8 protein-coding genes are annotated in these 8,059 nt (G+C 36.5%); 7 read left to right on the top strand and 1 reads right to left on the bottom strand.

Features of this window, described 5'->3' with window-relative positions:
• Positions 1-245: 245 nt before the first annotated feature.
• The 7 genes from NL42_RS17800 to hisC all read left to right on the top strand — a co-directional run bounded on the left by NL42_RS17800 (position 246) and on the right by hisC (position 7,087).
• Positions 246-1,694, top strand: coding sequence for an RNA polymerase factor sigma-54 (locus NL42_RS17800; protein ID WP_461313767.1), 1,449 nt, complete (start codon positions 246-248; stop codon positions 1,692-1,694).
• A gap of 167 nt (positions 1,695-1,861) precedes the next feature.
• Positions 1,862-2,203: a ribosome hibernation-promoting factor, HPF/YfiA family gene (gene hpf, locus NL42_RS17805; RefSeq protein ID WP_016139193.1), complete on the top strand. Its 342-nt coding sequence runs from the start codon at positions 1,862-1,864 to the stop codon at positions 2,201-2,203.
• 135 nt (positions 2,204-2,338) lie between these two features.
• Positions 2,339-2,590: a BolA family iron metabolism protein IbaG gene (gene ibaG / locus NL42_RS17810; RefSeq protein WP_004794487.1), complete on the top strand. Its 252-nt coding sequence runs from the start codon at positions 2,339-2,341 to the stop codon at positions 2,588-2,590.
• Positions 2,591-2,596: 6 nt separating this feature from the next.
• Entirely contained in the window at positions 2,597-3,853 is a 1,257-nt protein-coding gene (murA, locus tag NL42_RS17815; protein WP_003655839.1) for a UDP-N-acetylglucosamine 1-carboxyvinyltransferase, read from the top strand.
• Positions 3,853-4,536 (top strand): ATP phosphoribosyltransferase, encoded by a 684-nt coding sequence (hisG, locus tag NL42_RS17820; protein WP_461313768.1) that lies wholly within the window; start codon positions 3,853-3,855, stop codon positions 4,534-4,536. The genes murA and hisG overlap by 1 nt, the downstream gene beginning before the upstream one ends.
• Before the next feature lie 106 nt (positions 4,537-4,642).
• On the top strand, positions 4,643-5,932 hold the full coding sequence (gene hisD / locus NL42_RS17825) for a histidinol dehydrogenase (RefSeq protein ID WP_461313769.1): 1,290 nt from the start codon (positions 4,643-4,645) through the stop codon (positions 5,930-5,932).
• Between the two features lie 69 nt (positions 5,933-6,001).
• Positions 6,002-7,087 carry a histidinol-phosphate transaminase gene (hisC, locus tag NL42_RS17830; RefSeq protein WP_013198907.1) on the top strand — a complete coding sequence of 362 codons (1,086 nt, stop codon included), beginning with the start codon at positions 6,002-6,004 and terminating at the stop codon, positions 7,085-7,087.
• Between the two features lie 3 nt (positions 7,088-7,090).
• Here the strand turns inward: hisC and NL42_RS17835 are convergent.
• On the bottom strand, positions 7,091-8,059 hold a 969-nt coding region (locus tag NL42_RS17835), incomplete at its 5' end, for an anthranilate synthase component I family protein (protein ID WP_461313770.1).

The following is an 8,059-nucleotide window of genomic DNA, read 5'->3' on the forward strand; positions in this document are numbered from 1 at the left end:
TTCAAACTTAAGATCATTATTATCGTAGTCTTCTAAATCAATTCGGAAATAAGAAGACCAGCGAAGCATCTCTTAGCTAATAAAGGTATCTAATCAATGAATAATATAGCTTTCTAGCAAGATTCTTTGATAAAAAATCCAATTTTTCTTCTAGAAATTTCATGCTGATATATATGATAAATGGAAGCTATATGTTATAAATGTTAAATAGGCATGATTTTTGCTTGTTTAATGGGATCTAAAATATGAAATTATCTGTTGGGTTGAAAGTTGCGAATTCTTTATCGTTAACACCTCAATTACAGCAGGCGATTCGTTTGTTACAGCTTTCGAGTTTAGAGCTTGAACAAGAAATTCAGATCCAACTAGATAGTAATCCTTTACTTGAAAAAATAGAAGAAGAGTCATTAATAGAAAGTCTGTCTACATTAGAAAGTAAAGATTCAGATGACTTAACAACTGAATTAAATGCAAACCATTTGCCTGATGATTTACCAGTCGATACTGATTGGGATGATATTTATACTCATCAATCGACGGCTTTGGCTACTCCAGAATTTGAAGAGCGAGAGGATAATCGTCAAGTTCAATTATCTTTAAAAGAACATATTTTGGAACAAGTTAATCTTCTACATTTTTCTAAAATAGATCAATTAATTGCTTATTGTATTGTTGATGCATTAGATGATAAAGGATTTTTGGATGCTGAGTTAGAGGAAATCATTTTAGCCTCACAGCAATTATTGAATGAAATGGATATTGAGGAAGAGATAGAAGAAGATGAAGTTTTGGTGGTTTTAAAGCATATTCAAAGACTTGATCCCTTAGGAATTGGTTCGCGTAATTTAGCGGAATGTTTAAAAGTACAGCTCGAATTTCTACCAAAAGATGTTGAATATTTAAATGAGGCAAAAAGCTTATTGCAATATTATGAGCTTTTGATAGCAAATGATTTAAATAAATTACTCAAACAAACGGGTTTAACGAAAGATCAATTAAAGTTTGCAATCAATCTTTTAAAAACATTAAAACCCTATCCCGGTATGGATTTTGATAAAGAAGAGTCAGATTATCAAATTCCAGATGTGGTGGTTTCTAAAAAAGATTTACATTGGCAGGTTCAACTAAATCCAGATGTGTTACCTAAATTAAGAATTAATACTTTTTACTCTAGTATGATTCGTAGAGCAGATCAGAGTGAAGATAATTTATATTTACGTAATCAGATGCTTGAAGCAAAAAACTTTATTAAAAGCATTGATGAAAGACATAAGACGTTACTAAAAGTAGCATCTTGTATTGTGGAACATCAGAAAGCTTTTTTGGAGATAGGTGCAGAAGCAATGAAACCATTGGTTCTCCGAGATGTTGCTGAAGAAGTAGAATTGCATGAATCTACAGTTTCTCGTGTAACCACAAATAAATATATGCTTACCCCACGTGGCCTTTTTGAGTTGAAATATTTTTTCTCTAGCCATGTAGGCACTACTGCTGGAGGAGAGGCTTCTTCTACTGCTATTCGTGCAATGATTAAAAAGCTTGTAGCAAGTGAAAATCCGCGTAAACCTTTGTCCGATAATGTAATTGCTACCTTATTGAAAGATGAGGGGATTGAAGTAGCAAGAAGGACTGTCGCAAAATATCGAGAATCGTTACATATTCCTTCATCGTCTGAAAGAAAAGTCTTGATCTGAATTTTGAAGTATGGCTATTCTAGAGATTCATTATGACGAAATAATGAAATTTTAATTTCACCAAGAGGAGTCGCTAAAATGGTTTAATTGTCCTAAATTTCTTTTTGATAGCATTAAATCGTTTTGGTTCTTCTTTAAATAACCTAAAAAAGGTGAGGGATAGAATTATGCAAATAACGATTCGCGGTCATCATTTAGCAATTACACCAGCTATAGAAGAAAATATTAAATCAAAGTTTAATCAATTAACGAAACACCTAGATCAGGTGAATAGTATGCAGATTAAATTAACGAAAGATCATCAAATTGATAAGCGCTCTCATAAGGGCAGTTCAAATCATGTTGCAGAGGCGATTGTAAGATTGCCAGGGATTGAGTTGTTTGCTCAGGCAACCGCTGATGATATGTATACTTCAATTAAAAAATTGACTGAAAAATTAAAAAGACAATTATTAAGATATCGAAAGATGCAATGTACTTATTCACAAGTTGCTGTTTCTGTTCAATAAGTTTTGTTAATTTAAGAGAGGCTTGAAAGATAGCCTCTTTTTTATTGATAAAATATAAACACGTACTGAATTCTTGGAAAAAGTTATAGTAAAATACTCCGTTTTACCCCTTAGGTTGTGTCAGAGGTCTTTGCAATGAATAGTGAACAGCTCACTCAAATTTTAAAAGAAGCTTTCCCTGTAGCGGAAGTAGCGGTGAGCGGACAGGCTGGAAAATTTGACCTCCGTATTGTGGATGATCAATTTGAAGGTAAGCGTACAGTGGCTCGTCAACAATTAGTTTATGCACCATTAAATACTTATATTGCAAGTGGGGAAGTTCACGCGGTAACAATTCGTGCAATGACCAAAGATGAATGGCGTAAAGCAAGCCTTTTCGGAGCTTAAATATTAATGGATAAATTTTTAATCACGGGTGGTGTTAAGCTCGAAGGCGAAGTGCGCATTTCTGGTGCTAAAAATGCGGCTTTGCCCTTACTTGCTGCAACTATTCTTGCAGACTCTCCAATTACAATAACCAATGTTCCAAATCTTAAAGATGTTAATACTTTGGTAAAACTAATTGGTGGATTAGGGGTAACGATTGGCTATGAAAATGACACAGTAAAAGCAGATACCTCTACTTTAGATAATCAGTTTGCGCCTTATGAACTAGTAAAAACAATGCGTGCCTCAATTTTGGTTTTAGGACCATTATTAGCACGTTATGGTAATGCTAAAGTCTCTTTACCAGGTGGTTGTGCGATTGGTTCAAGACCTGTGGATCAGCATTTAAAAGCTTTAGAAGCTTTGGGTGCACATATTGAAGTTGAAAATGGTTATGTCCATGCTTCAGTTGATGGTCGCTTAAAAGGCGGTGAAGTTGTTTTTGATATGGTTACTGTCGGCGGTACTGAAAACATCTTAATGGCAGCAGCATTAGCAGATGGTGTTACGACTATTCGTAATGCAGCTCGTGAACCTGAAATCACTGACCTTGCTCAAATGTTAATTAAAATGGGGGCTAAGATCGAAGGTCTTGATACAGATACTTTGGTTGTAACCGGCGTAGAAAGTTTGCATGGCTGTGAATATGCTGTTGTTGCTGATCGCATTGAAACAGGTTCGTATTTAGCAGCCGCTGCAATTACAGGTGGACGTATAAAAACAACTCATACCGATCCGGCATTGCTTGAGTCTGTTCTGGATAAATTTGAAGAAATGGGTGCTGAAGTCACTCGTGGTGATGACTGGATTGAACTTGATATGTTGGGTAAACGTCCTAAAGCTGTAAGTTTTAGAACCTTGCCACATCCAGAATTTCCAACTGATATGCAAGCACAACTGATGGCAGTAAATGTGATTGGCCGTGGATTCGCGACAATCTCTGAAACGATCTTTGAAAATCGTTTTATGCATGTTCCTGAATTGTCACGAATGGGCGCTAATATTCAAGTAGAAGGTCACGATGCTGTCGTAACCGGAGTTGAAACCTTACAGGCAGCGCCTGTTATGGCAACAGATTTACGTGCTTCATTCTCTTTGGTTCTGGCTGCATTAGTTGCAGAGGGAGATACTTTAATTGATCGTATCTACCATATTGACCGTGGTTATGAACATGTCGAAGAGAAGCTTCAAGGTTTAGGTGCCAAAATTAAGCGAGTAAGTTAATGAATGATGTAAGAAACGATGATCCTAATTTTGATGTGATGGGTAATTTTGATCATGGTTTGACCTTGGCATTGAGTAAAGGGCGTATTTTAAAAGAGACGTTACCTTTATTGGCTACAGCGGGTATTAATTTACTCGAAGATCCGGAAAAATCTCGTAAACTAATTTTTCCTACTACGCATAAACAAGTACGTATTTTAATTTTACGTGCATCTGATGTACCGACCTATGTAGAAAATGGTGCAGCAGATATAGGTGTAGCAGGTAAAGATGTGTTGATGGAACATGGTGCTCAGCATGTCTATGAGTTGCTTGACTTGCAAATTGCTAAATGTAAGTTAATGACAGCTGGTAAAGTAGGTATGGAACATCCAAAGGGTCGTTTAAAAATTGCCACGAAATATGTCAATCTTACACGTCAATATTATGCAAGCTTAGGTGAGCAGGTTGATGTTATTAAGCTCTATGGTTCTATGGAGTTAGCACCTTTGGTTGGTTTAGGTGATTACATTGTAGATGTGGTCGATACTGGTAACACTTTAAGAGCAAATGGTCTTGAGCCATTAGAAGAGATTTGCAAAGTGTCTTCTCGATTAATTGTAAATAAAGCCAGTTTTAAACGTAAACAAACTTTGTTAAATCCAATCATTTCACAGCTTGAGCAAGTTGTTCAATCGCGTTAAAAGCAATTTTCCATCATGCTTTTGCGATAGTTAAGCTAGATGATGCCCACAAGCGCATAGAAAAAGGGTAAACTTACTTTTTCTTTTTCGCCTTGTGGGTAAATTGATGCGACGTTTATCGACTCAAGATCAAAACTTCAAACAGGTTTTTGCTGAGCTATTGGCATTTGAAACCGTGAATGATCTTAATTTAGTGCAAACAGTAGATCAAATTATTGCTGATGTTCGTCAGCATGGTGATGATCATGTTTTAAAGCTTACTCAACAGTTCGATCGACATCCTGCGCATCAATTTTCAGATTTAGAATTATCTCAAGAACAACTAAAAACTGCTTTTGATAATTTAAGCCCAGAAATTCGTGATGCTTTAGAGTTGGCAGCAAAGCGTATTCGTACATTTCATGAAGCTCAGAAACAAGATAGCTGGACTTATATAGATGACTTGGGCAATACATTAGGGCAAAAAGTTACGCCTTTAGACCGTGTTGGTATTTATGTGCCAGGTGGTTTAGCCTCTTATCCATCTTCAGTTCTAATGAACGCTGTACCTGCTCATGTTGCGGGTGTACCTGAAATTATTATGGTTGTTCCAGCACCGAATGGTGAATTAAATTCATTGGTTCTTGCGGCAGCTTACCTTGCAGGAGTCAGCCGAGTGTTTACCATTGGTGGGGCACAGGCTGTAGCAGCTTTGGCTTATGGGACACAGACCATTCCACCTGTAGATAAAATTACTGGCCCAGGGAATCGTTTTGTAGCAGCTGCTAAACGTGCTGTATTTGGTCAAGTTGGTATCGATATGATTGCTGGACCTTCTGAAATTTTAGTATATGCAGAAGGTGAGAATAATGCAGATTGGTTAGCTATGGATGTTTTATCTCAGGCTGAACATGACACAGTTGCTCAAGCTATTTTTATAACTCCAGATGAAGCTTTGCTCAATGCAGTAGAGTTGGCAATTGAAAAGCATTTAAATGAATTGCCAAAGGCAGATATTGCGCGAACTTCAATTGAAAACCGTGGTGCTTTGGTATTAGTCAAAGACCGTGCAGAAGCAATTGAGTTGATTAATCAGGTTGCACCAGAGCATTTGGAGCTGTGCTTAGATGATGCCGAAGCGATGAGCGAAGAGATTCGTCATGCTGGAGCAATTTTCATGGGGCGTTATACACCTGAAGCAATCGGTGACTATTGTGCGGGCCCAAATCATGTATTACCGACATCTGGAACTGCTCGTTTTTCTTCTCCATTAGGCGTTTATGATTTTCAAAAACGTTCGAGCCTAATTATGTGTTCGAAAGTTGGGGTTAAAACATTAGCTAAAACAGCTGACATATTAGCTGTCCAAGAGAACTTAGATGCCCATGCACGCTCAGCTCGCTATCGTTATCAATAAGCTTATAAACCTTGTAGTTTTTTAATTATTACTCAGGGCTGATTTTCAGCCCTTTTTTGAGATAAGACCATGACTTTATCTACAGCACAAATGCGCTTTTGGAGTCCAGAAGTTCGTGAATTAGAGCCTTATGTTCCTGGTGAACAGCCTAAAATTCAGAATTTATTGAAACTTAATACGAATGAAAATCCATATCCGCCATCACCAAAAGTAGTTGAAGCAGTTCAAGCTGTTTTAACTCAGCAAGCTGATGCATTGCGTTTATATCCAGACCCAGATGCTACAGCTTTAAAGCAAGCAATTGCTAAACAACAGAATATTGAGATTTCTCAAGTTTTTGTTGGGAATGGCTCAGATGAAGTACTTGCTCATATTTTTAAAGCATTTTTCCTTCAAGACGAACCTATTCTTTATCCGGATATTACTTATAGTTTTTATCCAGTTTATAGCCAGTTCTTTGGAACAAAAACTAAAGAAATTCCACTTAATGAGAATTTTGAGATAGAAGCTAAGGACTATATACAACCAAATGGCGGGATTGTTATTACAAACCCTAATGCACCAACCAGTATTGCAATGGGTTTGCCTGATATCGAGCAAATCTTAAAAGCAAATCCAGATCGGGTAGTGGTGATCGATGAGGCTTATGTTGATTTTGGGGCAGAATCCGCAGTTGGTCTTGTAAATCGCTATGAGAATTTGGTTGTTTGTCAAACAACTTCGAAGTCTCGTTCATTAGCTGGTTTGCGCGTTGGTTTTGCAATCGCTCAGCCACATTTAATTGCAGCGCTTGAAGCTGTCAAAAATAGTTTTAACTCATATCCTATTGACCGTTTTGCAATTGCAGCCGCGGTAGCTTCTTTTGAAGATCAGGCTTATTTTGAAGAACAACTTCAGAGAGTTATTTCTAGTCGTGAAAAGCTAGTAGATGACTTAACTGCTTTGGGCTTTAAAGTTTTACCTTCTAAAGCGAACTTTATTTTTGCTTCACACTCAGTCCATGATGCAGGCAAACTTGCACAGCAATTACGTGAACAAGGTATTATTGTGCGTTATTTCAATAAGCCTCGTATTAATCAGTTTTTGCGTATTACAGTGGGTACTGATGAGCAAAATATGCGTTTAGTGCAAACGTTAAAGCAAGATATTCTTTAAGTTTTAATCTGCTGTGCTGTTCATCAAGTTCAGCATAGCAGAAATTTTATCAAGGCTTTCTTGATATTCTGCTTCTGCATTTGAGGCAATTGTAATGCCACCGCCAGCCCACAAAGAGAGCTTATTTTGATATTGTTGAAAGCTGCGGATAAGAATATTCCAGCGACCCGTTCCATCAAAATTGAAGTAACCTAATGTCCCGCAATATGCACCTCTTGCTTCTTCTTCTAATTCTTCAATAATTTGCATTGCCCGAATTTTTGGTGCCCCTGTAATTGATCCTCCCGGTAAAGCAGAGAGCAACATTTGCATAGGGTTGATATCATTTTTAAGAGTCGCAACAATCTCACTGACCATATGATGAACTTGATTAAAACTTTCAATCTCGAATAATTGCGTTGTTTTTACGGACCCTGTATTGGCATAAATGCTCAAATCATTACGTAATAAATCAACAATCATGACATTCTCTGCCTGATCTTTTTGAGAGTTTTTTAAAGTTTGTTTTGAAATTAAATCTTTTTCGATATCCTCATATCGAGGCATGGTTCCCTTAATAGGTCGGGTCTTAATTTCTTTATTTTGATTGAATTCAATGAAGAGCTCAGGAGAGCAACTTAATAATTCAAATTGATCTAATTTTAAATAACCTGCATATGGGGCATTAGTAAGGCTCCATAAATCTTCAGCTTTATTTAATAAAGACCCTTTGAAATTAGCTTTAAATTCTTGGGTTAAATTAATTTGATAACAATCCCCAGCTTTAATGTATTCTTGTATTTTATTAAAAGCCTCAAAATATTGTTCTTTAGACCACCTTGGTTGAATAGCAGTTTTTAGTTCAAATGTATTTTGAGATTTATTTGTATTAAAAAACTCTAATTTTTTTTCAATATATTTGAATAGGTCTAAGGCATCTGTTTCATCACTAAAAAAATACCAATCATTATCTATATATTTTAAAAAAGAACG

The sequence above is a fragment of the Acinetobacter sp. GN11 genome, assembly GCF_054823985.1.

Coding starts and splice junctions, on each gene's coding strand:
- NL42_RS17800 (WP_461313767.1), top strand. CDS start 246: ATGAAATTATCTGTTGGGTTGAAAGTTGCGAATTCTTTATCGTTAACA.
- hpf (WP_016139193.1), top strand. CDS start 1,862: ATGCAAATAACGATTCGCGGTCATCATTTAGCAATTACACCAGCTATA.
- ibaG (WP_004794487.1), top strand. CDS start 2,339: ATGAATAGTGAACAGCTCACTCAAATTTTAAAAGAAGCTTTCCCTGTA.
- murA (WP_003655839.1), top strand. CDS start 2,597: ATGGATAAATTTTTAATCACGGGTGGTGTTAAGCTCGAAGGCGAAGTG.
- hisG (WP_461313768.1), top strand. CDS start 3,853: ATGAATGATGTAAGAAACGATGATCCTAATTTTGATGTGATGGGTAAT.
- hisD (WP_461313769.1), top strand. CDS start 4,643: ATGCGACGTTTATCGACTCAAGATCAAAACTTCAAACAGGTTTTTGCT.
- hisC (WP_013198907.1), top strand. CDS start 6,002: ATGACTTTATCTACAGCACAAATGCGCTTTTGGAGTCCAGAAGTTCGT.